Raw genomic sequence first — 25,525 nt, forward strand, 5'->3', positions numbered from 1 at the left:
GGGCCTTGGACGTTAGCTCACCTAACGACCAAGGCCCCTCTATGAACGATTCAGTCCTCTACGATCCTGTCAACTTCAACTGGGCGCAGAGCCCTGACGCCGGTGGCAACGAGAACACAGAGTACGGCAGCAAGCGCACCGGCGCCGAACCAGAGCCAAGAATTCGGCTGACCTATCAGTTCGCCAAATCCAGATCCACCGAAGCCCGCACCCAGGACCGTCAGCGGAGCCCACTGTTTGACTGTCAATCGTCTATACCTAGTCATCAGATCACCCTAAAGCGAGAGCTGGCAGTAAGAGTTAGTGCAGTAGAACTCCGGTCCGCGTTGCGGTCCGATGAATCCGGCACGATAGGCGAAGTTATTGATCTTGAATGACTCGCCATTCGAGCAGAGCTGCGAGATTTGAGTCGGCACGCACAGCCTCATTGTCGCACTAGACACCCAGCCCGCATTGTCTGGGCCTGTGGTCAGCCGCTGCGTCGTGTTGTTGTCGAAACGCCAACCCGCCGCCATTCCAGCCGGCGAGGCACTCCAAGTCATGTTTGCAGTTGACGAAGACATGACGCTGCCATTCATGCAGATGTTGGTATTGAGCGTAATTGTGCCCAGCGGAAATGGAACAGACGCTTCATAGATCGCAAACTGCCTCTGAACCGGATTGCATGCCTCCGCTTGCGCGGGCGACGCGAAAAGCAAACTTGTAGACGCCAGTCCCATGATCGCCGCGGCCGCAAACCCAAGCCTGCGAAGCCCCCGAAGGCGCCGGGCCGTAATACTTAATATATTTCATCATTGAATCCTTCTGGTTGGATACGCCAACCCGTTGGCGCGGTTTCAAGTTATCGGCAATCAGCGCAGTGCCGCAATTACCGATGTAGTACTTTTGATTTCAATGTTCCAGATTCGGCATTGTGCGAGCACTGCTATCCCGGCCGGGCACTCTTGGCCCACCGCCGGGATCTGGTTTGGGCTTCACGTCAAACGGCGGATATCGTACTCATGGTCGGAAACAAGCTGCCCCGTGGCTCCGAACAGCAAGCCAATCATTTTCAATGGCCCGGAGGGTTGCGTGTCACCAAGCAATCAGAACGCTCGCGAAGCACGTCAAGCCCGTGAACGACTTCGTGCGTACCAGGCGCGCCAGGCGGTTCACGAACAGAAGCACCGACGCCGACGCCGGGACAACTGGATTTCTGGTTTTGCAGTCGTTGTGATCGTCGGACTAGCTGCAGCAACGCAATTACTCTACTTCAGTAAGCCCGTGGCTCCAGGCTCGTCACCATCACCGTCATCATCCGCTTTAGCGCTTCCGCCGAAGTCTCTTGCAGCGGATCGTACGTGGACGGGAAAACTCACAATCAACGGAATTCCACTCGAGGTGTCCCTCGATGGGGCAAAGGCGCCACAAGCAGTGTCATCCACGGTCTACCTAGCTCAGCGGGACTTTTACAGCGGACTAAGTTGCCACCGACTCACCAACGGCGGATTCTATATCCTCCAGTGCGGCGACCCCAAGGGGGATGGGACGGGCGGCCCGGGTTACTCTTACGGTCCGATCGAGAACGCCCCGGAAGACAACGTCTACAAAGCCGGAACGATCGCGATGGCGCGCCAGAGCGACAATGCGAACAGCCAGGGCAGCCAGTTCTTCATCGTCTATGAAGACACGACCATACCGACAGATTCGGCGGGTGGATACACAGTTCTAGGAACCGTCACAAGTGGGTTGGCAGAGCTAAAGAGCCAGGTAGCGGACAAGGGCGTCCAAGGCGGCGGCACGAACGGCAAGCCCGCCGTGACGACGAAGATCGACAGCTTCACGCTGCAGTGATCCTGCGGCGTGCAATAGGCTGATTCCCAACGTGGCACCGCAAGCAAGGTGAGGCTCTTGGCTACTTCTGAACAGCACCCCTGGGGTCGCGTCGACGAGACCGGCACCGTGTACGTCCGTGAGGGCGACGGCGAACGAGCCGTCGGCGAGTACCCGGACGGCACTCCGGAGGAGGCGATCGCGTACTTCGAGCGCAAGTACAACGATCTCGCCGGCCAGGTCGGCCTCCTGGAGCAGCGCGCCCGTCGCGGTGCGCCCGCCGCCGACGTCGCCAAGTCGGTGGCGAACCTTCGTACCGCGGTCGAGGGCGCGAACGCCGTGGGCGACCTCCCGTCGCTGATCACCCGCCTGGACGCGCTCGGCGGCACCGTCGAGGAACTCACCGAGCAGCAGAGCGCTGAGGCCAAGGCCGCCCTCGAGCAGGCCATCGCCGACCGCACGGCGATCGTCGAGCAGGCCGAGGCCCTCGCGGCGCAAGACCCCGCGCGCACGCAGTGGAAGCAGACCACCGCCGAGCTCGACGCCCTGTTCACCAGCTGGCAGACGCACCAGCACGACGGCCCGCGCCTGCCCAAGAACGAGGCCAATGAGCTCTGGAAGCGGTTCCGCGCCGCCCGCTCGACCATCGAGCACAACCGCAAGGCCTTCTTCGCCGAGCTCGACAACCAGCACCGCGACGTCCGCTCCCGCAAGAACGCCCTCATCGAGCAGGCGGAGCGCCTGGTGCCCCTCGGCGCCGACGGCGTGCCGGAGTACCGCCGCCTGCTCGACCAGTGGAAGCTCGCCGGCCGCGCAGGAAAGAAGAACGACGACGCGCTGTGGGCGCGCTTCAAGGCCGCCGGCGACGCGATCTACTCGGCCAAGGCCGAGGTCGACGCGCGCGATAACGAGGAGTACCAGGCCAACCTGGAGCTCAAGCTCGCTCTGCTCGACGAGGCGGAACCCCTCCTGAACGAGAAGGACCGCGAGACCGCGCGCACGAAGCTGCTCTCGATCCAGGAGCGGTGGGACGCCATCGGCCGCGTACCGCGCGACCAGGTCCGTCCGATCGAAGACCGGCTCCGCAAGGTCGAGGCGGCCGTCCGCCGCCTCGACGAGGAGCACTGGGAGCGCAACAATCCCGAGAAGAAGGCGCGCTCAGAAGGCCTTGCGAGCCAGCTCAACGCGGCAATTGCGAAGCTCGAGCAGGAGCTCGAAGACGCGAAGGCCAGCGGCGACTCCGCCAAGGTCAAGGCGGCACAGGAGGCCCTGGACGCCCGCAAGATCTGGCTCGACGCCCTGGGGTGACGGTACCCCTGGGTTGACGGCTCCGCGGGGTTGACCGCCCAGTTGGGGTGACTGCTCCACGTCCACCAGGCAGGGTCGACGGCTCGGAATCGACGGCCCCCGCACGGCGTCCCCAACTCGACAACTCCCGGTCGACGCCGCCGGGTCGATCGTCCTCCACAGTCTGGCCCGCCGACAACGTCTCCACTGATTCATCGATCGACGGTCGGTAGCGGACGTCCCCGCAGCAGGCTGGGGGCATGACCACAACGTGCCCACCGCTCCTCGACCGCACCGTCCTCCCGCTGGCCGAGCTGTTCGCTCTGGTACTCGACGGCCAGCTCTATCGCGTCGGCGACTCCTTCGCGTCGACCGACACCCCCGACACCCCGGCCCTGCGGGCGCTTGCGTTCAGCGCCCTGCGGCCCGGGCGCCTGGTGGCCGACCGCGGCACCGCGGCGTGGATCCACGGCGCCCGCTCGAGGCCTCCGGTGCAGCCGCAGGTCTGCATCGACCGGCGGAGCAGGAGCAGGGTGCCCGTGGGATTCGACGCGCACCAGCACGTCCTCGATCGCGACGACACCGAAGTGCTCAGCGGGGTCACTCTGACGGCGCCGCTGCGCACGGCATCGGATCTCGTGCTCACTCTGTCGAGGTTCGAACCGCCCGATGCCCTCGAAGTGCGGCACCTGCTCGCCCTCGCCCGAGCCTCGCCCGCAGACCTCGGTGAGCGGCTCAGGCGTTTACGCCGGCGCGGCAGCGCGCGCGGACTGCACCGGCTGGCGCTCGTCGAGCGGACCCGGCTGCCCGGGCCGGTCACCTGAGCGCCCGGAGGCGCGGCTCAGCCGCCGCTGACCCGATACACGTCGTAGACGCCGTCGATGCGGCGTACGGCGTTGAGCACCCGGTCGAGGTGCGTGGTGTCCCCCATCTCGAACACGAACCGGCTCAGGGCCAGCCGGTCGCTCGAGGTGGTGACCGTCGCAGAGAGGATGTTGACATGGTGCTCGGAGAGAACGCGGGTGACGTCGGAGAGCAAACCGGAGCGGTCGAGCGCCTCGACCTGGATCTGCACCAGGAAGACGCTCTTGGAGCTGGGCGCCCACTCCACGTCGATCATGCGGTCGGGCTCCTGCAGCAGCGACTGCACGTTGTGGCAGTTGGCCTGGTGAACCGAGACACCCTGGCCGCGGGTCACGAATCCGACGATCGGGTCACCGGGCACCGGCGTGCAGCACTTCGCGAGCTTCACCAGGATGTCGGGAGCACCGCGCACCAGGACGCCCGAGTCGCTGTTCCGGAGCTGCTTGGCGCGACCCTTGACCGGGATCTCCAGCTCGCCGTCCGACTCGACCTCGCTCTGCAGCGACGCGACGATCTTCTCGATCACGGACTGCGTCGAGATGTGACCTTCGCCCACGGACGCGTAGAGCGACGAGACATCGGGGTGCTTGAGCGACGACGCGACCTCGACGAGCGCGTCCTGCGTCATCAGCTTCTGCAGCGGCAGGTTCTGCTTGCGCATCGCGCGCGCTATCGCGTCCTTGCCCTGCTCGATCGCCTCGTCGCGGCGTTCCTTGGTGAACCACTGGCGGATCTTGTTGCGTGCCCGCGGGCTCTTGACGAAGTTCAGCCAGTCCTGGCTGGGCCCGGAGTCCGGGTTCTTCGAGGTGAAGATCTCGACGACGTCACCGGTCGAGAGCGCGCTCTCGAGCGGAACGAGCCTGCCGTTGACCTTGGCACCCATCGTGCGGTGGCCCACCTCGGTGTGCACGGCGTAGGCGAAGTCGACAGGGGTCGCGCCGGCCGGGAGGCCGATGACGCGTCCCTTCGGCGTGAAGACGTAGACCTCTTTGGCGCCGATCTCGAAGCGCAGCGAGTCGAGGAACTCCGACGGGTCCGCCGTCTCGGCCTGCCAGTCGGAGATGTGGGCGAGCCAGGCCAGATCCGTGTCGACCTTGCCAGGGCCCCCGGAGCTCTTGCCGGTGGTCTGCTCCTTGTACTTCCAGTGCGCGGCGACACCGAACTCGGCGCGCTGATGCATCTCCTCCGTGCGGATCTGGATCTCCACAGGGCGGCCCTGAGGTCCGATCACGGTGGTGTGCAGCGACTGGTAGAGGTTGAACTTCGGGGTCGCGATGTAGTCCTTGAAGCGCCCGGGCATCGGCGTCCACCTGGCGTGGATCGAGCCGAGCACCGCGTAGCAGTCGCGCACCGTGTTCACGAGCACACGGATGCCGACCAGGTCGTAGATGTCGTCGAACTCTCGCCCGCGCACGACCATCTTCTGATAGATCGAGTAGTACTGCTTGGGCCGACCGACCACCTTGCCGCGGATCTTCGCGGTCTTGAGGTCGTCGTTGATCGCGTCGATCACCTGCTGCACCAGGCGCTCCCGCTCCGGGGTGCGCTGCTTGACGAGGCTCTCGATCTCGGCGTACAGCTTCGGGTAGAGCACCGCGAACGAGAGGTCCTCGAGCTCCCACTTGATCGTCTGGATGCCCAGCCGGTGCGCCAGCGGGGCATAGATCTCGAGCGTCTCGGTCGCCTTCCGAGTGGCGTTGGCGGCCGGCACGAACCCCCAGGTGCGCGCGTTGTGCAGCCTGTCTGCCAGCTTGATGATGAGCACTCGGATGTCCTTCGACATCGCGACGATCATCTTGCGGACGGTCTCGGCCTGGGCGCTGTCGCCGTACTTGACCTTGTCGAGCTTGGTGACGCCGTCGACGAGCATCGCGATCTCGTCGCCGAACTGGTCGCGAAGCTCATCGAGGGTATAGCTGGTGTCTTCCACCGTGTCGTGCAGAAGCGCAGCGGCGATCGTCTTGGCGCCGATGCCCAGGTCCGCGATGATCTGCGCGACCGCGACCGGGTGCGTGATGTAGGGCTCCCCCGAGCGCCGCTTCTGGCCGTCGTGCGCCCGCTCGGCAACGGCGTACGCGCGCTCGATGAGAGACAGGTCGGCCTTGGGATGGTGCATGCGCACCGTGCGGATGAGGGTGTCGACCGCCCCCGCGGGCTGAGCGCGCGAGAAGATCCGCGGAACGAGGCGGCGCAGCGACGCAGACTGCGGTGTCGATGTGTCAACCATGTGCGCGCCTCCTCTCGTCCATTATGGCCGGTGGTCCGGCCCGGACAGCGCGCCCCCGGAAGCCTGCCAGGCGAGCATCCCGCCGGCGACGTTCGCCGCAGGGTAGTTCGCCTGCAGCAGCGCGTCGGTCACCATGCGGGAACGCGCCCCGCTGTGGCAGATCACCAGGATCTGGGCGTCCTCAGGCAATTCGTGCTGGCGGTTGCCGATCTCCGAGAGCGGGATGTGGTGGGCGCCCGGCGCATGACCGGCCTCCCACTCGTCCACCTCCCGGACGTCGAGCAGCCACGCTGCCCCGGATTCGATGAGCTCGCGCGCACGAGCGGCGCTCACCTCGTCGTCCGACAAGAAGAAACCGCTCACACGCCCCCGCTATTCCGCCGCGACGGGCTCGACGGCGGCGACGCTGGCCTTGGGACGAACCGAACGCACCTTCTGGTCGTGCTTCTTGATCGCCGCTTCGCCCTCGCGGAACTGCGAGTACATTGGGGCGGCCAGGAAGATCGTCGAGTAGGTTCCCACGATGATGCCGATGAGGAGCGCCAGCGAGATGTCGCGCAGCGTCGCCGCACCGAACGCGTAGGCGCCGATGAAGAGGATCGACGCGACCGGCAGCACGGCGACGACCGCGGTGTTGATCGAGCGCACCAGCGTCTGGTTGACCGCGAGGTTCACGGCCTCCGGGAACGTCCGCCTGGTGAGCTCCAGCTCTTCCTTCGTGTTCTCGCGGATCTTGTCGAACACCACGACGGTGTCATAGAGCGAGTAGCCGAGGATGGTCAGGAAGCCGATCATCGTCGCCGGCGACACCTCGAACCCGACGAGCGCGTAGATGCCCGCGGTGATGATGAGGTCGTGGAACAGCGAGACGATCGCCGACGCCGACATCTTCCACGTTCGGAAGTACAGCGCCATCGCGATGAACGCGAGGAGCAGGAAGACGATCAGACCTTGAATGGTCTGCTGCGTGACGTCAGCACCCCAGGACGGGCCGATGAAGGTCGAAGAGACTTCGGACGAGGAGACGCCGTAGGTCTTCGCCAACGCGTCGGCGACCTCCTTCGTCTGGCCTTCCGACAGCTGTTCGGTCTGCACCTGGATGGCGTTGGTGCCGACCACGCTGACGTGCGAGACGGCGTTGGGGACGACGCTCTGCACCGCGCCCTGTGCCTTCGAGGTGTCGGTGCTCTGCACGTCGCTGATCAGGAACTGCGATCCGCCGCGGAACTCGATGGAGAAGTTGAACCCGCCCTTGACGATCGGGATCAGGATCGAGACGGCGACCAGGACGATCGCGATCGCGTACCAGATCTTGCGCTTGCCGACGAAGTCGAACGAGCGCGCACCGGTGTAGAGGTCGTTTCCGAACTTGGTGAGGCGGCTGGCCATCAGTTGTCCTTCCCCTCGGACGAGCGATCCGACGACGAGGAGGTCGAGGCGGAGGCGAGCTCCGCCGCCTTGCGCTCGGCGATCGTCTGGCGGCGAGCGGCCTCCCCGCTGCTGCGGGCGGCCTTGCCGGCGGGAACCGAGGCCTGCGCCGGGGTGCGGAAGCGGGCGGCTCCGCGGTACACCGCACCGAGCGCGTCGGGGTCGAGGCCCGACAGCGGGTGGCCGCTGCTGAAGAAGCGGGTCTTCGCGAGCAGCTGCAGCGTCGGGTGGGTGAACAGCAGCACCACGATCACGTCGATGATGGTCGTGAGGCCGAGCGTGAACGCGAAGCCACGGACGTTCGCCGCTGCGAGCACGTACAGCACGATGGCCGCGAGGAGGTTGGTCGCCTTGGACGCGTAGATCGTGCGCCGGGCGCGGCCCCAGCCGGCCTCCACGGCCGATTCGAGACTTCGCCCGTCGCGCAGTTCGTCTCGTATTCGCTCGAAGTAGACGATGAAGGAGTCGGCTGTGAAGCCGATCGCGACGATGAGGCCGGCGACGCCCGCGAGCGAGAGCCGGTAGTCGTAGTGCCACGACAGCAGCGAGATCGTCAGCCAGGTGAGCGCGCCGGCAACCACGAGCGAGAAGATCGTGACGAAGCCGAGCAGGCGGTACTGGAAGAACGTGTAGATGCCGACCAGGATCAGACCGATCAGTCCGGCGATGAGACCGCTGATGAGCTGCGAGGTTCCCAGGGTCGCCGAGATGTCGTCCTGGCTCTGCACCTTGAAGCTGAAGGGCAGTGCGCCGAACTTGAGCTGGTCGGCGAGCGCCTTGGCGCTCTGCTCGGTGAAGTTGCCGGAGATCTGCGGCTTGCCGTCGGTGATGGCCGCGTTGGTGGTCGGCGCGGAGATCACCCGCCCGTCGAGCACGATGGCGAACTGGTTCTGCGCGCCTTGGAGGGCGATGAGCCGGGTCGTCACGGCGGCGAACTGCTTGGTGCCCGTGCCGTCGAACACGATGTTGACCGCCCACTGGCCGTTCGAGACACCCTGCGAGCTCTGCATGATCCCGGCGCTCGCGTCGGAGATGTTCTGGCCCTTGACCTCCACGGGGCCGAGCAGGTACTTGACCGAGTTGCTGTCATCACAGGTGATGAGCGGCTTGTCGGTCGGCGCCGCGCTGAGGTCCTTGTTCTTGTTGGCCGCGCAGTCGTACGCGGCGAACTGCGCCTGCAGCTCCGGGGTCACCCAGGCGAGGTCGCTGCCGTTCGTCGGCTTGGTCGACGGAGTCGACTGGAGGCCGGGCGCCGGGCTGGGTGCCGGTGTCGACTTGCCGTCGGCGCCCACGACCTCGTTGGTCGGGCCGCTGGTCGCCAGTACCGGGCGGAAGTCGAGCCGCGCACTGGCCTTCACGCGGTCGAGCGTCTGCTGGTCGGGCTTGCCCGGCAGCGAGACGACGATGTTCCGCGATCCCTCGGTGGAGATCTGTGCCTCGGACACACCCGACGCGTCGATGCGCTGACGGATGATCGAGACCGCCTGGTCGAGCTGCTGCTGCTGCACCGTCTGACCGTTCTCGACCTGGGGGGCGAGGATGATCTGGGTTCCGCCCTCGAGGTCGAGCGCGAGCTTGGGCAGCCACGTCGCATTGCTGAAGAGGACGCCGGCCGTAAGGGTCCCGAGAAGGACCACCACGATGACGCCGAGCCACGTCAGCGAACGCCAGGCTTTTTTGACCGGGGTCGACTTTGCCACCTAGGAACTCAGCTTTCTACGAGTGATCCGCGCACCCTCTCGGCGCGCGGAGCACAGGGATGCTATCAGTCGTCGCTCTTGGCGCCGGGCTTCTTCGGCGCGTCGTCGATCCGCTCGCCGAACTCCGGCTCCGACGGCTCGACCGAGATCGCGTGATCCTGGTTGAGCTCAGGACCGGCGACCTCGGTGTCGTCGACCTCGGGAGTCTTGGGCTCGACGACGCGGGCGAGCACCTGGCGGTGCACCTTCACGACGTGGCCCGGGCTGGTCTCGATGAGCGCGGTGTTGTCGTCCTCGTCGACGGACAGCAGAGTGCCGTAGAGACCGAAGTTGGTCATGACCTCGGCGCCAGGCACCATCTTCGAACGCGTCTCGTCCTGCTCCTTGCGCCGCTTGCGGCTGTTGCGGAACATGAAGAACACGAGGGCCGCCAGGATGACGACCATCACAATAGTCAACGGATCAAAGGTCATGGAGTACGTCGCACCTTCCGGTGAAGTCAAGGGGGTAGGCGAATGGCCAGCTTGAATTATAGGTCATCCATCAGGGACGGTTGCTGTGAGTGGGCCTGCTGCGGGCTGGGCATTCCGAAGTGACGCCACGCCGCCGGCGTCGCGACGCGCCCGCGCGGGGTGCGCGACAGCAGCCCGATGCGCACGAGGAACGGCTCGACGACCGATTCGATGGTCTCCGCCTCTTCTCCGACCGAGACCGCGAGCGTGTTCAGGCCGACGGGGCCGCCGTCGAAACGCTCCAGGATGGCGTGCAGCACGGCACGGTCGAGGCGGTCGAGGCCGAGCGCATCGACGTCGTAGAGCTCCAGTGCCGCGCGGACGGCCTCCAGGTCGGCGCGGCGGCCGTGGACGAGGGCGTAGTCGCGTACGCGGCGCAGCAGCCGGTTGGCGATGCGCGGCGTTCCGCGGCAGCGGCCGGCGATCTCGGCGAGGGCTTCGCGATCGATCTCGAACTCCAGCATGGCGGCGGCACGCGAGAGCACCTGGGTGAGCTCGCCCTCGTCGTAGAACTCGAGGTGCGCCGTGAAGCCGAAGCGGTCGCGCAGCGGGTTGGGCAGCAGGCCGGAGCGCGTGGTCGCGCCGACGAGCGTGAACGGCGCGAGGTCGAGCGGGATCGAGGTGGCCCCGGCGCCCTTGCCGACCATGATGTCGATGCGGAAGTCCTCCATGGCGAGGTAGAGCATCTCCTCCGCCGAGCGCGCCATGCGGTGGATCTCGTCGATGAAGAGCACCTCCCCCGGCGTGAGGGACGACAGCAGGGCCGCGAGGTCGCCCGCGTGCTGGATCGCCGGACCGCTGGAGAGCCGCAGCGGACGCTCGCTCTCGTGCGCGACGATCATCGCGAGCGTCGTCTTGCCGAGCCCGGGAGGGCCGGCGAGGAGGATGTGGTCGGCCGTTCGCTCCTGCATCTTGGCGGCCGTCAGCAGCAGCTGCAGCTGACCGCGGACCTTCGCCTGGCCGACGAACTCCGACAGCGTACGCGGACGCAGCGCGCCCTCGAAGGCGAGCTCGGACTCCGACTCCAGCTCGGGGGCGGTGAGGTCGTCGCTCATCGGGAGCCGCCCTTCGCCTGACCTGCAGCTGCCGGGCCGAGGCGGGCCAGGGTGAGCCGCAGCAGCGTCTGCACGGAATCACGCGCGCTCTCATCCGTCTCGGCGACGACGTCGGCCACGGCCTCCGCCGCGACCTTCTCGGGCCAGCCGAGACCGACCAGCGCGACGAGCACGCTGTCGGGGACCGTCGAGGGTGCTCCCCCGGCCTTCACGGCGCGCGTGGGGGCACGACGGGCGGCGGCGAGCTTCCCGGTCAGGGACACCACGATCAGCTTGGCGGTCTTGGGCCCGATGCCGGACACCTTGCGGAACGGCGCGTCGTCGTCGGCCGCGACCGCGTCGGCCACCTGGTCGGGGCTCAGCACGGAGAGCACGCCGATCGCGGACTTCGGGCCGACGCCGGACACGCCGTTGAGCAGCTCGAAGACCTGCAGCTGCTCGAGGTCGGCGAAGCCGAAGAGCTGCAGGGCGTCTTCGCGCACGATCAGAGTGGTGTGGACGAAGGCCTCGTCGCCGACGCGCAGCGAGAGGACGTGGTCGGGGGTGAGCTGCACGGCGAAGCCGACGCCGCCCACCTCGATCACAGCGGTACCGCCGATCGCAGAGAGAACGGTGCCGCGGAGGGAGGAGATCACCTGGCAAGCCTACGGGGCACCGCCGACGCGCGGGCGGAGCGCTCGGCGGCGCGCCATGCCGCCTGTGCGGGAGTCTGCGAGGCGCCCGCACCGTCGGCACTCGACGCATCCGTCGCGGGCGCACCGCGCCACGCGTGGCAGATCGCGATGGCGAGGGCGTCGGCCGCGTCGGCGGGCTTGGGCGCCTCCGCGAGCCCGAGGATGCGCGCCACCATCGCCTGCACCTGGCGCTTGTCGGCCGAGCCGTAGCCGGTGATGGCGGCTTTCACCTCGCTCGGCGTGTGCAGGGCGACAGGGAGGCCGCGGCGCGCGGCCGCGTGCAGTGCGACCCCGCTGACCTGGGCCACGCCCATCACGGTCCGGAGGTTGTGCTGGGCGAAGACGCGCTCGATGGCGACGACCTCCGGACGATGCTCGTCGAGCAGCGCGTCGATGCCGGTTCCGACCGCGAGCAGCCGCATCTCGAGCGGCATGTTCGCCGGGGTGCGGATCACCGTGACCTCGACCAGCGTCGCGCGGCGATCGGGGCGCACGTCGACCACACCGACGCCGCAGCGCGTCAGACCCGGGTCGATGCCGAGCACCCGGATCGTCATCGCGGCGCCCCCTCTGTCGTGACCGGACCGTCCGTCATCGAGGGACTGTCCCTCGTGATCGGACTACTCGTCGTCCTCGAGCTGCGCCTGCACCTCGGGGGTGAGGTCGAGGTTCGTGTAGACGTTCTGCACGTCGTCGGAGTCTTCGAGCGCGTCGATCAGGCGGAACACCTTGCGTGCCACCTCCGCGTCGGCCTCCACGTTGACCGTCGCGACGAACTCGGCGTCGGCCGAGTCGTAGTCGATCCCGGCCTCCTGCAGCGCCGTGCGAGCGGCGACGAGGTCGGTCGCCTCGGTCAGCACCTCGAAGCTCTCGCCGCGGTCGGTGACCTCTTCGGCTCCGGCGTCGAGGACCGCCGACAGCACGGCGTCCTCGTCGACACCGTCGGCGTGCGGGACCACGATGACGCCCTTGCGGTGGAAGTTGTACGCGACGCTGCCCGGGTCGGCCATGGTGCCGCCGTTGCGGGTCATCGCGGTGCGCACCTCGGCGGCGGCCCGGTTCTTGTTCTCGGTGAGGCACTCGATGAGCAGGGCGACACCGCCGGGGCCGTAGCCCTCGTACATGATCGTCGTGTAGTCGATGGACTCACCGGTGAGGCCGGCGCCGCGCTTGATGGCGCGGTCGATGTTGTCGTTGGGGACGGAGGTCTTCTTGGCCTTCTGCACCGCGTCGACCAGGGTCGGGTTGCCGGACAGGTCGGCGCCGCCGGTCTTGGCCGCCACCTCGATGTTCTTGATGAGCTTCGCGAACGACTTGGCGCGGCGGGCGTCGATGACCGCCTTCTTGTGCTTGGTCGTTGCCCACTTGGAATGCCCGGACACTGGTGCTCCCTCGAGTTGCGTTTGAACCTGTCCATAATAATGCCTCGGCGGACGCCGGCCCGAAGGCGCCGCAGGCGGTGCGTCGGCGGCCGGGAGCCGGCCGCCGACGGCCGTCTTCAGACCCTGGCGCCCGCTCGCGCCCGCACCTTCGCCAGGAAGTAGGCGTGGAAGCGCGTGTCGCCGGTGATCTCCGGATGGAACGACGTGCCGAGGAGGTCGCCCTGCTCGACCGCGACGACGCGGCCGTCCGGCACGCGGGCCAGCACGGTGGCTCGCTCCCCCACACTCTCGACGATCGGCGCGCGGATGAACACCGCGTGCACCGGCTCCACCCCCAGCTGCGGGATGTCGAGGTCGGTCTCGAAGGAGTCGACCTGCGAGCCGAACGCGTTCCTTCGCACGGCCACGTCGAGGCCGCCCAGGCTCTGCTGGCCGGCGATCCCGTCGACGATGGTGTCGGCGAGCATGATCAGTCCGGCGCAGGTGCCGTAGACGGGAAGACCTCCGGCGATCGCGGCCTTCAGCGGACCCGCGAGCCCGAACGCCCGGGACAGCTTGTCCATGACGCTCGACTCCCCTCCGGGGATGACGAGGCCGGCGACCTCGTCCAACTCCTCCGGGCGCCGCACCGGCACGGCGTCGGCGCCGAGGCCGCGCAGGACCGCGAGGTGCTCGCGGAAGTCGCCCTGCAGGGCCAGGACGCCGACGCGGGGTCCGGTCGGCGCGGTCGCCTGCTCGCCGCCGCGACTACCAGCCACGCTCGGCGAGCCGGTGCGGGGCCGCGAGGTCGGAGACGTTGATGCCGACCATCGCCTCACCGAGGCCGCGGGAGACCTCAGCGATGACCTTCGGGTCGTCGTAGAACGTGGTCGCCTTGACGATCGCGGCCGCGCGCTGCTCCGGGTTGCCCGACTTGAAGATGCCGGAGCCGACGAACACGCCGTCCGCGCCCAGCTGCATCATCATCGCCGCGTCCGCAGGGGTGGCCACACCGCCGGCCGTGAACAACACGACGGGGAGCTTGCCGGTCTCGGCGATCTCGGCGACCAGCTCGTAGGGGGCCTGGAGGTCCTTCGCCGCGACGTAGAGCTCGTCGCGCGTCATCGACTTCAGGGCGTTGATCTCCGACGTGATCTTGCGGATGTGCTTGGTCGCCTCCGACACGTCGCCGGTGCCGGCCTCGCCCTTGGAGCGGATCATGGCGGCGCCCTCGTTGATGCGGCGCAGCGCCTCGCCGAGGTTGGTGGCGCCGCACACGAACGGCACGGTGAACTTCCACTTGTCGATGTGGTTGACATAGTCGGCCGGCGACAGCACCTCGGACTCGTCGATGTAGTCGACGTCGAGGGCTTCCAGCACCTGCGCCTCGACGAAGTGGCCGATGCGCGCCTTCGCCATGACCGGGATGGACACCTCGGCGATGATCGCCTCGATCAGGTCGGGGTCGCTCATGCGGGCGACGCCGCCCTGCGCGCGGATGTCGGCGGGGACGCGCTCCAGCGCCATGACCGCGACGGCTCCCGCATCCTCGGCGATGCGGGCCTGCTCCGGCGTGACGACGTCCATGATGACGCCGCCCTTCAGCATCTCGGCCAGCCCGCGCTTGACCCGGCTCGACCCGGTGGCGCTGCCGTGTTCTGTGTCTGTCATCGTCGCCCTCTCTGCAGTACAAAAATTGTTTTGGCCTATGCCGAACGATAGCATCCCCGTCGCGGCTCGGTAGACTCGGGAGCCGGGGAGTGCAATGGACGAACAGGTCATCACGGGAACGACGGCGGCGGAGATCGCCGCGAGCGTGCGCGCGCTGCACGAGCGCGGGGCGCTGCGCCGGGGCGACGCCCTGCCGCCGGTCCGCGAGCTCGCCGCGCAGCTGCAGGTCAACCGCAACACCGCGGTCGCCGCGTACCGCCTGCTCGCGCAGGCCGGGGTGGTCGTCGCGCGCGGTCGCGCCGGCACGGTGATCGCCGGGGTGGAGGCCGTGGCCCAGGAGGGCTTCGCGGCCGACAGCGTGCTGCGCGACATCGGCACGGGCAACCCCGACCCCGGCCGCATCCCCGACCTGTCAGCGGCGCTGGCCCGCGCGGTCGGCCGCCCGGTGCTCTACGGCGAACCGGTGATCGACCCGGCCCTGCAGGCGCGTGCGCTGTCCTGGGTACGGGAGGACCTCCCCGACCACGACCTGCGCATCACGGTGACCAACGGCGCCGTCGACGCCGTCGAGCGGCTGCTCGCCCAGGCGCTCCTCCGCGACGACGCCGTGGCACTCGAAGACCCGTGCTTCCTCGCCAGCATCCACACGGTCCGGCACGGCGGCTACCGCGCGGTCGCCGTTCCGGTCGACGCCGAGGGGATGACGGTCGACGGACTCCGCGCCGCGCTCGAGGCCGGCGTGCGGGCGATCATCTGCACCCCGCGCGCGCAGAACCCGACGGGTGCGACGCTCTCCCCCGCCCGTGCGGCCGAGCTGCGAGCGCTGCTCGTCGACCACCCCTATGTGCTCGTGATCGAGGACGACCACTTCTCCATGCTGTCCCAGCGGCCGTACGAGACCCTGATCGGCCCGGGTCACCAGCGGTACGCGCTCGTGCGTTCCGTGTCGAAGTTCCTCGGCCCCGACATGTGCCTCGCCGTCGCCGCGACCGACCCGGAGACCGCGGAGCGTCTCGCCTTCCGGCTCAGTCCGGGCACCACCTGGGTCAGTCACATCCTCCAGCGCCTGGTGCTGGCCCAGCTGAGCGACGCGTCGGTGCTCGCCGAGGTCGCGGCGGCCGGTCGCCACTACGCGGAGCGCAACGCGGACTTCGCGGCGCGGCTCACGGAGCGCGGCCTTCCGACGGAGCCCGGCGACGGCCTCAACCTGTGGGTCGATCTCCCGGTCGAGGCGCGCATCGTGGCCGAACGGATGATGCGACGCGGCTGGCTCGCCCGCACCGGCGACGAGTTCGGGCTCGGCGAGCGCAGGGCGCCGTCGCACCAGCTGCGGCTGACCGTGCACGATCTCACGCCGGAGGAGACGGACAGGCTGCTCGACGATCTCGCGGACGTCGCAGGCCGACGCCCCTGAACGGACGGGAGCCGCCCCCGCGGGATGAGAGGATCGTGGGATGAAGATCCTCTCGATCCAGTCCGCTGTCGCCTACGGTCACGTCGGCAATTCAGCCGCCGTCTTCCCCCTGCAGCGCATCGGCGTCGAGGTGCTCCCCGTCTATACGGTGAACTTCTCCAACCACACGGGCTACGGCGCCTGGCGCGGGCCGCTCATCGCGCCGGACGACGTGCGTGCGGTGATCACCGGCATCGAGGAGCGCGGCGTGCTCGGGCAGATCGACGCGGTGCTCTCCGGGTACCAGGGCAGCGAGGGCATCGGCGATGTGATCGTCGACGCCGTCGCCCGGGTCAAGGCGGCGAACCCGGACGCGGTGTATGCGTGCGACCCCGTCATGGGCAACGCCAAGTCCGGCTGCTTCGTCGCCCCGGCGATCCCCGACCTCCTGCGCGACCGCGTCGTGCCGGTCGCCGACATCATCACGCCGAACCAGTTCGAGCTCGGCTACCTCACCGGAACGGAGCCTGCCGACCTGGAGTCCACGCTCGCCTCCGTCGACGCGGCGCGCGCGATGGGTCCGCGCACCGTCCTCGTCACGAGCGTCGAGCGTCCCGACCAGCCGGACGACACCATCGAGATGCTCGCGGTCGACGACGCCGGAGCGTGGATCGTGCAGACGCCGCGCCTGCCGATGAAGGCGAACGGCTCGGGTGACGTCACCGCCGCACTCTTCACGGCGCACTACGTCGCCTCGGGCAGCGCCGCGAGCGCCCTGAGCAAGACCGTGTCGAGCGTCTACGACCTCCTCGACCGCACCCTGCAGTCGGGCGACCGCGAGCTCCAACTCGTCGAGTCGCAGGACTCCTACGCGAACCCGCGCGAGCAGTTCGCCGTGACCCAGGTGCGCTGAGCCCAGCTGTTTTGCGCCGAATGCTGCGCGTCGCTACTCGCCGGGCTTCGGCCAGGCGTCCGCCAGCGCCGCGCGGACTTCGCCGAGCAACTGCGGGAGCGCCTTGGTGCGCGCGATGATCGGGAAGAAGTTCGCGTCCTGCGCCCAGCGCGGCACGATGTGCTGGTGGAGGTGCGCGGCAATCCCGGCTCCGGCCACGGCGCCCTGATTCATCCCGATGTTGAAGCCGTCGTTGTGCGACACCTCGCGGATGACACGCATCGCCGTCTGCGTGAGGCTGCCGATCTCGGCGACCTCCTCCGGCGTCGCCTCGTCATAGAGGGCGATGTGCCGGTACGGGCACACCAGCAGGTGCCCGCTGTTGTACGGGAACAGGTTGAGCAGGGCGTACGCGTGCTCGCCCCTGGCCACGATCAGGGCGTCCTCGTCGCTCAGGGTCGGCGCCACGCAGAACGGGCAACCCTCGTGTCCGGGATCTGCCTGCTGGATGTAGACCATCCGGTGCGGGGTCCACAGGCGCTGGAACTCGTCGGGCACGCCGACCAGATACGACGGGTCGTCGACGCGGACGGGACCGTCGATCCCGTCCGCGTCGCCCGTGGTCGAACCGCTCAGTCGGTCCATGCCGTGTCGACCAGCTCGTGGCTCCCGATGCTCGCGACGATCCGCTCGATCGCGTCGTCGACCGTGACGCCGTTGCGCTGCGTGCCGTCGCGGAAGCGGAAGCTGACGGTGCCGGCGCTCGCGTCCTCCTCGCCGACGATCAGCTGGAACGGCACCTTGGCCTTGGTGTGGGTGCGGATCTTCTTCTGCATGCGGTCGTCGGAGTGGTCGACCTCTGCGCGCACCCCGCGGGCCCTGAGGCGCGAGATGACGTCGTCGAGGAACGGTCCGTACGCGTCGGCGACCGGGATGCCGACCACCTGGACCGGCGACAGCCAGACCGGGAAGGCTCCCGCGTAGTGCTCCAGCAGGATCGCGAAGAACCGCTCGATCGAGCCCAGCAGTGCGCGGTGGATCATCGCGGGCTGCTTGCGGGTGCCGTCGGCCGCGTTGTACTCCAGCTCGAACAGCTCCGGCTGGTTGAAGTCGAGCTGGACCGTCGACAGCTGCCAGGTGCGGCCGATCGCGTCGCGCGCCTGCACCGAGATCTTCGGGCCGTAGAACGCCGCCCCGCCCGGGTCGTCCACGAGCTCGAGGCCGGACTCGATCGCGACCTCGCGCAGAGTCTCGGTCGCCGTCTCCCAGCTCTCGTCGCTGCCGACGTACTTCTCCGGGTCCTTCGTGGAGAGCTCGAGGTAGAAGTCGGTCAGACCGTAGCCGCGCAGCGTCTCCAGCACGAACTCGAGCTGCCGCGCGACCTCGTCCTTGATCTGGTCGTCGGTCACGTAGATGTGCGCGTCGTCCTGCGTCAGGCCGCGCACACGCGTGAGGCCGGAGAGGGTGCCCGACTTCTCGTAGCGGTACACCGTGCCGAACTCCGCCAGCCGCAGCGGGAGCTCGCGGTAGCTGCGCCCGCGCGCCCGGTAGATGAGGTTGTGCATCGGGCAGTTCATCGGCTTGAGGTAGTAGTCCTGCCCCTGCCGGGTGATGTTGCCGTCGGCGTCGCGCTCCTCATCGAGGTGCATGGGCGGGAACATGCCGTCCTTGTACCAGTTGAGGTGCTGACTGATCTCGTAGAGGTGCCCCTTGGTGATGTGCGGGGTGTTCACCATCTCGTAGTCGTTCGCGATCAGCCGATCGCGCATGTAGTCCTCGATCTCCTTGCGGATGATCCCGCCCTTGGGGTGGAACACCGCCAGGCCCGAGCCGATCTCGTCCGGGAAGCTGAACAGGTCGAGTTCTGCTCCCAGCTTGCGGTGGTCGCGCTTGGCGGCCTCCTCCATGCGGGTCTGGTACGCGCGCAGCTCGTCCTTGCTCGGCCACGCGGTGCCGTAGATGCGCTGCAGCTGCGGGTTCTTCTCCGAGCCGCGCCAGTAGGCGGCGGCGACGCGGGTGAGCGCCCAGCCGTTGCCGATCATGCGCGTGTTCGGGAGGTGCGGGCCGCGGCAGAGGTCCTTCCAGACCGTCTCGCCGCTCTTCGGGTCGACGTTGTCGTAGATGGTCAGCTCGCCGGAGCCGACCTCCACGGACTCGTCGCCGCCCTCGGCGGCTCCACCCTTGAGCCCGATCAGCTCGAGCTTGTACGGCTCGGACGCGAGCTCTGCGCGCGCCTCGTCGTCGGTGACCACCCGGCGCACGAAGCGCTGGCCGGCGCGCACGATGCGCGACATCTCCTTGTCGAGCGCCTTGAGGTCCTCCGGGGTGAAGGGCTCGACGACGTCGAAGTCGTAGTAGAAGCCGTCGGTGATGGGCGGCCCGATGCCGAGCTTCGCCTCCGGGTTCACCGCCTGGACGGCCTGGGCGAGCACGTGCGCGGTGGAGTGGCGCAGGATGTTGAGCCCGTCCGGCGAGTCGATCGTGACCGGCTCGACGGTGTCGGTGGTCGTGACGGTCGTCGCGAGATCCTTCAGCTCACCGTTGACGCGCATCGCGACAACGGAACGGTCGGTGAAGAGCTCGAAGCCGTCGGCCACCTGTCCACTCCTAGAGTCGTTTTCCAATGGGATGCGTCAACTCTAGTCGGCGCGGGCGCGGCGTCAGGACGGCAGGGTCGTCCGCAGGAGCGGAAGCAGCACGACGCGCGAGCGCCGGATGTCCTCCGCGCTGTACCGGATGAGCTCGGCCGGTCCCGAGAAGCGCATCGTCGCCCGCAGCCGCCGGACCGCCCAGACCCGGACCTCGGCTCCGTAGAGTGCGCGGGCGAAGTCGTGGATGTGGACCTCGATCCGCCTGCCCGCGGTGTGCCCGAACGTCGGGTTCTCGCCGACGCTGACGGTCGCACCGTGCAGGACCGCCGCGTCTCCGATGCGGACGATGGACGCATAGATCCCGTCCTGCGGCTCGTCGCCGTAGACCTCGGCGAGGTTCGCCGTGGGGAAGCCGAGCTGACGGCCACGCCGGTCGCCGGGGACGACGACGCCGCCGAACGCGGTCATGATGCTGCGGCGATCCGGTGGAAGGCGCTCTGGTGGAACACGAGGGGCGCCACCTCGGGGAAGGCCTCGGCTCCGTGCACCTCGAGCACCACGATCTCGTGGTCTCCCCCGTCGAACGTCTCCCGGACGCCGCACTCCAGCCAGAGCGCAGCTCCATCGATCAGGACAGCGCCGTCTGCGGTCGGGTGCCACTCGGCGCCGGCGAAGCGATCGCCCGTGCGCGCGGAGAGCTGACGGCACAGCGTTCCGTGGTCGGCGCCGAGCACGCTCAGGCCGAGCCGCGGGCGGTCGGCGAGAACGGGCCAGGTGGACGATGTGCGGGCGACGCTCACGGCCACGAGGGCGGGCTCGAGCGAGATGGAGGTGAACGAGTTCACGGCCATGCCGGCGGGCTGCCCCTCGCTCAGGGCGGCGACGGCGACGACGCCGGTGGGATAGGACGAGAACGCCCGGCGCAGCGTGACCGCGGTCGCCGGATCGACGCTCCCGCGTTCCTCGGTCGGTGAGGTGGTGTTGGCCATGAGTGTGCTGCCCTTCTTCTGACCGATCGGCCGGCTCCATCGCGAGGCCCGATTTAGTCAAGTTTGTCTATATTGAAGAATACTACCTAGATTTGAATAAGCAAACAATCGCGTTTTCCACGCGCATGGCTAGACTCGGGAACATGTCGACTACGACCCGGCTCGTGGTGCTCGGAGCGGTCCACCAGTTCCAGCCCGTCCACGGCTACTTCCTCCGCCGCGAGCTGATGACCTGGCATGTCGACGAGTGGGCGAACATCCAGCCCGGCTCGATCTACAACGCGCTGCGCTCGCTCGAGAAAGATGGCTACGTCGCCGAGAACACCACAGAGGTGGAGGGCAGGCGCCCGGCACGCACGACCTACACGATCACGCCGGAGGGCGAGGTGGAGTTCCTGCGGCTCTTCCGCTCCGCGCTCTGGGAGGTCGAGGTCTTCGACACCAAGCCGGTGATGTCGATCGTCTCGTTCATGCACGTGCTCAGCCGGCGGGAGGTCATCGAGGCCCTGGAGCACCGCATCACGAAGATCGACGCGATCGTGCTCACCAACGCGTACAACATCGAGGACACGGCACGGTCGTCGACCACACCGGACTACGTCCGTGAGATCTTCGAGCTCTCCACGATCCGACTGCGGGCCGAGCAGCAGTGGGCGCGGGATCTGCGCGAGCGCCTCCTCGCCGGCGAGTACGTCTTCGCCGACGAGAAAGCCGCCGGCTGACCGTACCGCCGAAGGCGTCACCCGACCTTCCGGCCGCGTCGGTGCCGGCGGAGAAAGCACAGAGCGGCTGCCAGAGGCCGGGTCTCCCCCACCTCCGGCAGCCGCCCCGGTCATACCGCCTACGCCACCCCTGCGGACACAGCGGCACGGTGGCCGGCGCCCGGGTGGTCGGCGGGCAGCGTCGGCTCGTCCTGTCCGATGAGCCGCTCGCGAAGCGTCGTCGCCGCGTAGCCGGTGGGGGCGACGCCGCGCTCGCGCAGGATGGGTAGCACCAGCTCCACGAAGTCCCTGGTCGAGCCCGGCTGCACCTGCGGCGTGAGCAGGAAGCCGTCGAGATCGGCGCCATCGGCGAGCGCGCACAGGTGGTCGGCGACCTCCTCTGCGCTTCCGACGAACGGGGTGACCCCGACGCCGTGGGCGTGCCAGTCCTTGAGCACGTCGCCGACGGTCTGCCCGGCGAAGCGGGCGATCTGCGTCTGGGACAGCTCGGTGCGCAGGTCCGTCATCGGTGTCTGCGGGTCGTACGACGACAGGTCGAGCCCGGTGAACCACGCGTAGGAGGCGACGGCCACGTCGGGACTCTGCGCGCCGAGGATCGCATCGTACTTGCGCTGCGCCTCCTCGCGGGTCGGAGCGACGACGCACGCGAACGCCGACATCAGCTTGACCGCGTCCGCTCGCCGGCCGGCGGCGACGGCCTCGGCGCGGATCGCCTTGACGTGCTCCGCGAGCTTCTCGACAGTGCCGCCGCCGAGGAAGATTGCTTCGCCGTGCTTGCCGCCGAACGCGCGACCGGCCGGCGACGTCCCGGCCTGGAACAGCACAGGCGTCCCCTGCGGGGTGTACGACGTGTTGCCGAAGCCGCGCGAGCGGAAGTACGGGCCGTCGTGCTCGATACGGTGCACCTTCGCCGGGTCGGCGAAGCGACCCAGCTTGTCCCGTTCGAGCGCGTCCGGCTCCCAGGCTCCCTCCCAGAGCTTGTAGACGAGCTCCATGAAGTCGTCCGCCATCCGGTAGCGCTCGTCGTGGGCGACCATCGGCACGCCGAACGCCTCGACGGCCGTTTCCGCCGTTCCCGTCGTCACGACGTTCCAGCCGATGCGGCCGCCGGAGAGGTGATCGAGGGTCGCCATCCGGCGCGCGAACGCGTACGGCTGCTCCAGGAGGGTGGAGCCGGTGATCACCAGACCGAGCTGCTCGGTGGTCGGGATGAGCGCCGCGGCGACGATCGCCGGGTCGAGGCGAGGAAGGTCGAGGCCCTCGACCGAGCAGATGTCCGGGCGGGTGCCGTTGACGTCTGCCCAGCCCCAGGCGTCGGCGAGGAACAGGAAGTCGAAGTTCGCGTCCTCGCAGATCTTCGCGATCTCCTGCCAATAGGCCAGGGTGTCGAAGAGGTGCCGCTTGTTCTCGGGATAGCGCCAGGTGGCGGTTCCGGAGTCGTTGGCCTGGGCGTTCTCGAAGAGCCCGAAGCGCAGTTGTCTCATGTTTCTCTGCTTCCTGATTCTGGTGGGTGGTTCTTGGGTGCGCTCAGCGGGCGACGGTCTCGCCGTCGCTCCACCAGAGCACCCGCTTGCGCACGATGGCGAGCAGCGAGACGAGCACGACGCCCATCACGCAGAGCAGAGCGATGCTGGCCCAGGTCACCGGCAGGTTGGCCTGCGCAGCGGACACGGTGACCAGCGAGCCGAGGCCCGCCTGCTGGCCCGCTGCGACGAACTCGGCGACCGCGGCGCCGACGATGGCGAGCGGCAGCGCGATCCGGAGGCCGGCGAAGAAGTACGGCATGCTGCCGGGGAAGCGCAGGTGCCGGAAGATCTCCCAACGGCTGGCGTGGAGCGTGCGCATCACGTCGAGGGCACGGCCGTCGACCTCCCGCAGGCCCGCCAGCGAGTTGACGAGCATCGGGAAGAAGACGACGAGGCCGGTGACGATGTACTTCGGCGTCATCCCGAAGCCGAACGCCACGACCAGGGCGGGAGCGATCGCCACGATCGGCGTGACCATGACCACGACGACGAGCGGCATCACCGCCCGCTCGACGATGTTGAACTCGGCCATCACGACCGCGAGCAGGAAGCCGGCGAGGATGCCGGCCGCCGCGCCGATGACGACCTCCTGCGCTGTCACGAGCAGGTTCGCGGCGTACATTCCGGCGTCGCCCACCAGGCTGGCGCCGATGGCGTCGAGCGTGGGGATGACGTACGGGTTGTTCAGGGCCACCAGCTGCCAGAGCACGGCGGCGATCACGAACGCGATGAGCGGAGGGAGCCAGAGTCCGATCCTCGTGCGCTTGGCGAGCCCCGGCCGGGCGGATGCCCCCGACCTCGCGGCCGTGGCGCTCCTGATCCGGGCGGTCGCCATCGTCGGCGTCTCAGACATGGGTCTCCTCCATCACGCTGTGCAGGGTGCGGCGCACGTGGCCCTCGAGATCGCGGAACTCGTCCGTCGCGTACGCCTCCACCGACCGCGGGCGCGGCAGGTCGACGTCGATCACCTCGGCGATGCGGCCGGGGTGGGCGGCCATGACGACGATGCGGTCGGAGAGCATGATCGCCTCCGGCACCGAGTGGGTGACGAACAGCACCGACTTGCGGTTCGACTGCCAGAACTCGAGTAGTCCGAGCCGCTGCTGGTCGCGGTTCATCTCGTCGAGCGCGGAGAACGGCTCGTCCATCAGCAGCACGCCGGGGTCGAACACGAACGCCCGGGCGATCGCCGCCCGCTGCTGCATGCCTCCGGACAGCTGCGACGGATACTTGTGGAGCGCGTGACCGAGCCCGAACGAGGTCAGCAGCTCCTCCGGCTGACGCAGAGCGCGTCCGGCGTTCGCCTTCGGGTTGATCCGCATCGGCAGGCGCACGTTGTCGAGGACCGTCTTCCAGGGCAGCAGCGCCGGGGACTGCGGGACGAGCCCGATGAGTTTGTCCCTGGTCGCGGTCTTGACGCTCTCCCCGTCGACCGCGACGGTGCCCTCGTCGGCCGGGATGAGCCCGGCGACGATCTTGAGCAGAGTCGACTTGCCGCAGCCGCTCGGGCCGATCACCGAGACGAACTCGCCGCGGCCGATCGTCAGGCTGACGTCGTCGAGGACGGTCGTGCGGTTCCCTTCCGGGCCGAAGCTCTTGGAGACTCCGGAGATCGCCACTCCGCCGGTCATTTGGCCGGCCAGTCGAGCGTGCCGTTCTTGTACAGGTCGGCGACGAGGGAGGCGTCCATCATGGTGGAGATCGGCGGCAGGTCCTTGACCCCGCCGTACTTCTTGACGAGCGCGTACTCCGGCTTCCATTCGGCCTCGGTCTGCACGCCGGGCGCTCCGGCCGTGCTCTCCTTCACCCACGTCGACTCGACGCCCCAGGTGCGGGCCTGCTGGTCCTTCGGGAAGGCGGAGCCCTGGTTGTTGTCGGCGGCGAGCTTGGAGATCATGTCGACGCACTTCTCGCTGTTGGCGAGGCAGTACTCGACCGCCTTGAGGTCGGCGCGCATGAAGTCGGAGACCACGGCGCGGTTCTTGGTGAGGAAGTGCGTGTTGACCTCCATCACGTTGTACGTGCCCTTCACGCCGTAGTCCTTTGGGAGGTACTCGGTGAACGGCAGCTTCGCCGCGCGCAGCTTCTCCGGCTGGTTGGAGGCGTAGCCGACGATCGCGTCGACCTGGCCGCGCGTGACGACGGTCGGGTCGTAGTTGGTCATCTTGACCAGCTCGACCTTGGAGACGTCGACACCGGCGTCGTCCAGCATCGCGGAGGCGATGGGCGTGAGGTTGATGAAGTAGCCGAGCTTCTTGCCCTCGAGGTCTTTGAGGCTCTTGACGTTCTCGTTCGCGAAGATCGAGAACGGCGACGTGGTGCCGTAGGTGGCGACCGCGGTCAGGTTCTTGCTGTTCGCGGCGGCGAGCATGACGTCGGACGCGGAGCCGAGCGCTGTGAACTGCGCCTGGCCGCTCGCGACGAGCTGCTGTCCGTTCGCGCCGGACGCGTTGATCTCGACATCGAGGCAGAGCGCCTTGAAGTAGCCGAGCTCCTTGGCGAGGAACACGTCCATCTGCCCTGCGCTGGCGGAGTAGCCGTAGCCGGAGATGTAGGTGATCGGCCCGGCCGCGCGGTTGCGGTCGCAGGACGCCTTGTCGATCAGGACACCTGCGTCGTCGCTGGACGCGGGAGCCCCCGCGTTTCCTGCGCAGCCGGTGAGGACGAGGAGCGCGGCGGCGAGGCCGACTGCCCCGGCGGCGAGCCGCCGCGTGCTCGAGTGAAGGTGGGGGGTCACGGGGATCGGATTCCTTCCTTGCCTACCCGTCGTTGGATGGCACAGTCAAAATAACATAGTCAAGCTTGACGAGCAAGCATTCCC

26 protein-coding genes are annotated in these 25,525 nt (G+C 68.2%); 7 read left to right on the plus strand and 19 right to left on the minus strand.

Going from position 1 to position 25,525, the window contains the following annotated elements; translation table 11 throughout:
- Window positions 1–41 precede the first annotated feature (41 nt).
- From JNB50_RS07255 to JNB50_RS07270, 4 genes are all read left to right on the plus strand, one after another.
- The gene (locus JNB50_RS07255) at window positions 42–377 is read left to right on the plus strand and encodes a hypothetical protein (protein ID WP_208039436.1); all 336 of its coding nucleotides are present in this window, start codon (window positions 42–44) and stop codon (window positions 375–377) included.
- Between the two features lie 517 nt (window positions 378–894).
- A complete protein-coding gene (locus tag JNB50_RS07260) occupies window positions 895–1,833 on the plus strand; it encodes a peptidylprolyl isomerase (RefSeq protein ID WP_243768203.1) in 939 nt (312 codons plus the stop codon).
- Between the two features lie 108 nt (window positions 1,834–1,941).
- A complete protein-coding gene (locus JNB50_RS07265; protein ID WP_208039678.1) occupies window positions 1,942–3,120 on the plus strand; it encodes a DUF349 domain-containing protein in 1,179 nt (392 codons plus the stop codon).
- Window positions 3,121–3,359: 239 nt separating this feature from the next.
- Complete coding sequence (locus tag JNB50_RS07270; RefSeq protein WP_208039437.1) at window positions 3,360–3,923, plus strand: type IV toxin-antitoxin system AbiEi family antitoxin; 564 nt, start codon at window positions 3,360–3,362, stop codon at window positions 3,921–3,923.
- Between the two features lie 17 nt (window positions 3,924–3,940).
- Here JNB50_RS07270 and JNB50_RS07275 read toward each other — a convergent pair whose 3' ends face one another.
- The 11 genes from JNB50_RS07275 to pdxS form a co-directional block, all read right to left on the minus strand.
- Complete coding sequence (locus JNB50_RS07275; RefSeq protein WP_208039438.1) at window positions 3,941–6,190, minus strand: bifunctional (p)ppGpp synthetase/guanosine-3',5'-bis(diphosphate) 3'-pyrophosphohydrolase; 2,250 nt, start codon at window positions 6,188–6,190, stop codon at window positions 3,941–3,943.
- 21 nt (window positions 6,191–6,211) lie between these two features.
- A complete protein-coding gene (locus JNB50_RS07280; protein ID WP_307794635.1) occupies window positions 6,212–6,553 on the minus strand; it encodes a rhodanese-like domain-containing protein in 342 nt (113 codons plus the stop codon).
- Window positions 6,554–6,562: 9 nt separating this feature from the next.
- Complete coding sequence (gene secF, locus JNB50_RS07285; RefSeq protein ID WP_208039439.1) at window positions 6,563–7,579, minus strand: protein translocase subunit SecF; 1,017 nt, start codon at window positions 7,577–7,579, stop codon at window positions 6,563–6,565.
- A complete protein-coding gene (secD, locus tag JNB50_RS07290; RefSeq protein ID WP_208039440.1) occupies window positions 7,579–9,318 on the minus strand; it encodes a protein translocase subunit SecD in 1,740 nt (579 codons plus the stop codon). Before secD ends, secF begins: the two co-directional genes overlap by 1 nt.
- Window positions 9,319–9,383: 65 nt before the next feature.
- Window positions 9,384–9,791 (minus strand): preprotein translocase subunit YajC, encoded by a 408-nt coding sequence (gene yajC, locus JNB50_RS07295; RefSeq protein WP_208039441.1) that lies wholly within the window; start codon window positions 9,789–9,791, stop codon window positions 9,384–9,386.
- 56 nt (window positions 9,792–9,847) lie between these two features.
- Entirely contained in the window at window positions 9,848–10,885 is a 1,038-nt protein-coding gene (gene ruvB, locus JNB50_RS07300) for a Holliday junction branch migration DNA helicase RuvB (RefSeq protein ID WP_208039442.1), read from the minus strand.
- Window positions 10,882–11,520 carry a Holliday junction branch migration protein RuvA gene (gene ruvA, locus JNB50_RS07305; RefSeq protein ID WP_208039443.1) on the minus strand — a complete coding sequence of 213 codons (639 nt, stop codon included), beginning with the start codon at window positions 11,518–11,520 and terminating at the stop codon, window positions 10,882–10,884. Before ruvA ends, ruvB begins: the two co-directional genes overlap by 4 nt.
- Window positions 11,517–12,110, minus strand: a complete 594-nt coding sequence (gene ruvC / locus JNB50_RS07310; protein WP_208039680.1) for a crossover junction endodeoxyribonuclease RuvC — start codon at window positions 12,108–12,110, stop codon at window positions 11,517–11,519. The genes ruvA and ruvC overlap by 4 nt, the downstream gene beginning before the upstream one ends.
- 69 nt (window positions 12,111–12,179) lie before the next feature.
- The gene (locus JNB50_RS07315) at window positions 12,180–12,941 is read right to left on the minus strand and encodes a YebC/PmpR family DNA-binding transcriptional regulator (RefSeq protein WP_208039444.1); all 762 of its coding nucleotides are present in this window, start codon (window positions 12,939–12,941) and stop codon (window positions 12,180–12,182) included.
- Between the two features lie 116 nt (window positions 12,942–13,057).
- Entirely contained in the window at window positions 13,058–13,699 is a 642-nt protein-coding gene (gene pdxT, locus JNB50_RS07320; RefSeq protein ID WP_208039445.1) for a pyridoxal 5'-phosphate synthase glutaminase subunit PdxT, read from the minus strand.
- Window positions 13,689–14,591 (minus strand): pyridoxal 5'-phosphate synthase lyase subunit PdxS, encoded by a 903-nt coding sequence (pdxS, locus tag JNB50_RS07325; protein WP_208039446.1) that lies wholly within the window; start codon window positions 14,589–14,591, stop codon window positions 13,689–13,691. The genes pdxT and pdxS overlap by 11 nt, the downstream gene beginning before the upstream one ends.
- 94 nt (window positions 14,592–14,685) lie before the next feature.
- Between pdxS and JNB50_RS07330 the strand changes: the two genes are divergently transcribed.
- Window positions 14,686–16,005: an aminotransferase class I/II-fold pyridoxal phosphate-dependent enzyme gene (locus tag JNB50_RS07330; RefSeq protein ID WP_208039447.1), complete on the plus strand. Its 1,320-nt coding sequence runs from the start codon at window positions 14,686–14,688 to the stop codon at window positions 16,003–16,005.
- Window positions 16,006–16,045: 40 nt separating this feature from the next.
- A complete protein-coding gene (gene pdxY, locus JNB50_RS07335) occupies window positions 16,046–16,897 on the plus strand; it encodes a pyridoxal kinase PdxY (RefSeq protein ID WP_208039448.1) in 852 nt (283 codons plus the stop codon).
- Between the two features lie 33 nt (window positions 16,898–16,930).
- On the opposite strand, the gene JNB50_RS07340 is transcribed toward pdxY, so the two are convergent.
- From JNB50_RS07340 to JNB50_RS07355, 4 genes are all read right to left on the minus strand, one after another.
- Window positions 16,931–17,521 (minus strand): HIT domain-containing protein, encoded by a 591-nt coding sequence (locus JNB50_RS07340; RefSeq protein WP_208039449.1) that lies wholly within the window; start codon window positions 17,519–17,521, stop codon window positions 16,931–16,933.
- The gene (thrS, locus tag JNB50_RS07345) at window positions 17,509–19,473 is read right to left on the minus strand and encodes a threonine--tRNA ligase (protein ID WP_208039450.1); all 1,965 of its coding nucleotides are present in this window, start codon (window positions 19,471–19,473) and stop codon (window positions 17,509–17,511) included. Before thrS ends, JNB50_RS07340 begins: the two co-directional genes overlap by 13 nt.
- 63 nt (window positions 19,474–19,536) lie before the next feature.
- Window positions 19,537–19,935: a riboflavin kinase gene (locus JNB50_RS07350; protein ID WP_208039451.1), complete on the minus strand. Its 399-nt coding sequence runs from the start codon at window positions 19,933–19,935 to the stop codon at window positions 19,537–19,539.
- Window positions 19,932–20,456 (minus strand): flavin reductase family protein, encoded by a 525-nt coding sequence (locus tag JNB50_RS07355; RefSeq protein WP_208039452.1) that lies wholly within the window; start codon window positions 20,454–20,456, stop codon window positions 19,932–19,934. Before JNB50_RS07355 ends, JNB50_RS07350 begins: the two co-directional genes overlap by 4 nt.
- A gap of 143 nt (window positions 20,457–20,599) precedes the next feature.
- Here JNB50_RS07355 and JNB50_RS07360 point away from each other — a divergent pair, with 143 nt between their 5' ends.
- Window positions 20,600–21,178, plus strand: a complete 579-nt coding sequence (locus JNB50_RS07360; RefSeq protein WP_208039453.1) for a PadR family transcriptional regulator — start codon at window positions 20,600–20,602, stop codon at window positions 21,176–21,178.
- 119 nt (window positions 21,179–21,297) lie between these two features.
- Here the strand turns inward: JNB50_RS07360 and JNB50_RS07365 are convergent, their stop codons facing one another.
- Genes JNB50_RS07365 through JNB50_RS07380 form a run of 4 tightly spaced genes read right to left on the minus strand, consistent with a single transcriptional unit; the run spans window position 21,298 to window position 25,441 of the window.
- Window positions 21,298–22,662 carry an NtaA/DmoA family FMN-dependent monooxygenase gene (locus tag JNB50_RS07365; protein WP_208039454.1) on the minus strand — a complete coding sequence of 455 codons (1,365 nt, stop codon included), beginning with the start codon at window positions 22,660–22,662 and terminating at the stop codon, window positions 21,298–21,300.
- A 43-nt stretch (window positions 22,663–22,705) separates the two neighbouring features.
- Window positions 22,706–23,557 (minus strand): ABC transporter permease, encoded by an 852-nt coding sequence (locus JNB50_RS07370; protein ID WP_243768133.1) that lies wholly within the window; start codon window positions 23,555–23,557, stop codon window positions 22,706–22,708.
- A complete protein-coding gene (locus JNB50_RS07375) occupies window positions 23,550–24,335 on the minus strand; it encodes an ABC transporter ATP-binding protein (protein ID WP_208039455.1) in 786 nt (261 codons plus the stop codon). Before JNB50_RS07375 ends, JNB50_RS07370 begins: the two co-directional genes overlap by 8 nt.
- Complete coding sequence (locus JNB50_RS07380; RefSeq protein ID WP_307794636.1) at window positions 24,332–25,441, minus strand: ABC transporter substrate-binding protein; 1,110 nt, start codon at window positions 25,439–25,441, stop codon at window positions 24,332–24,334. Before JNB50_RS07380 ends, JNB50_RS07375 begins: the two co-directional genes overlap by 4 nt.
- Between the last annotated feature and the right edge of the window lie 84 nt (window positions 25,442–25,525).

Origin of the sequence: Leifsonia sp. TF02-11 (assembly GCF_017565305.1) — a bacterium.
Lineage (GTDB): Bacteria > Actinomycetota > Actinomycetes > Actinomycetales > Microbacteriaceae > Leifsonia.